The organism is Variovorax sp. WDL1, from assembly GCF_001541225.1.
Classification (GTDB): Bacteria; Pseudomonadota; Gammaproteobacteria; order Burkholderiales; family Burkholderiaceae_C; genus Variovorax.
This window is the reverse complement of sequence record NZ_LMTS01000044.1, coordinates 1-251: the sequence shown is the minus strand read 5'-3', so window position 1 is coordinate 251 and position 251 is coordinate 1. Positions and strand designations below refer to the sequence as shown.

1 protein-coding gene is annotated in these 251 nt (G+C 67.3%); it reads right to left on the bottom strand.

Going from position 1 to position 251, the window contains the following annotated elements; all coding sequences use genetic code 11:
* The coding region (locus tag APY03_RS43400) for a hypothetical protein (protein ID WP_232324188.1) at positions 1-205 on the bottom strand (205 nt) is incomplete at its 3' end.
* Between the last annotated feature and the right edge of the window lie 46 nt (positions 206-251).

Below are 251 nucleotides of genomic sequence, written 5' to 3'. Positions count from 1 at the left end.
TCCGCCTGAAGCTGCGCTCCTCGGCACGCGCAGAGGGGATTGGGGACCGGTCGGGCCATCGCTGCGCTCGGCCTCCAGGGGCCTCGCTGCGCGAGGCCTGGAACAGGGGCATGCGTGCGCGGGTGAGCATGAGCATGAGCATGAGCATGTGCGTGTGCGTGTGCGTGTGCGCGAGTGTCGGGGTGAGCAAGGACCCGGAGCTCACGCCAAACTGCATTCCACACAAGGACGCGCCATGGCGCGTTGAATTC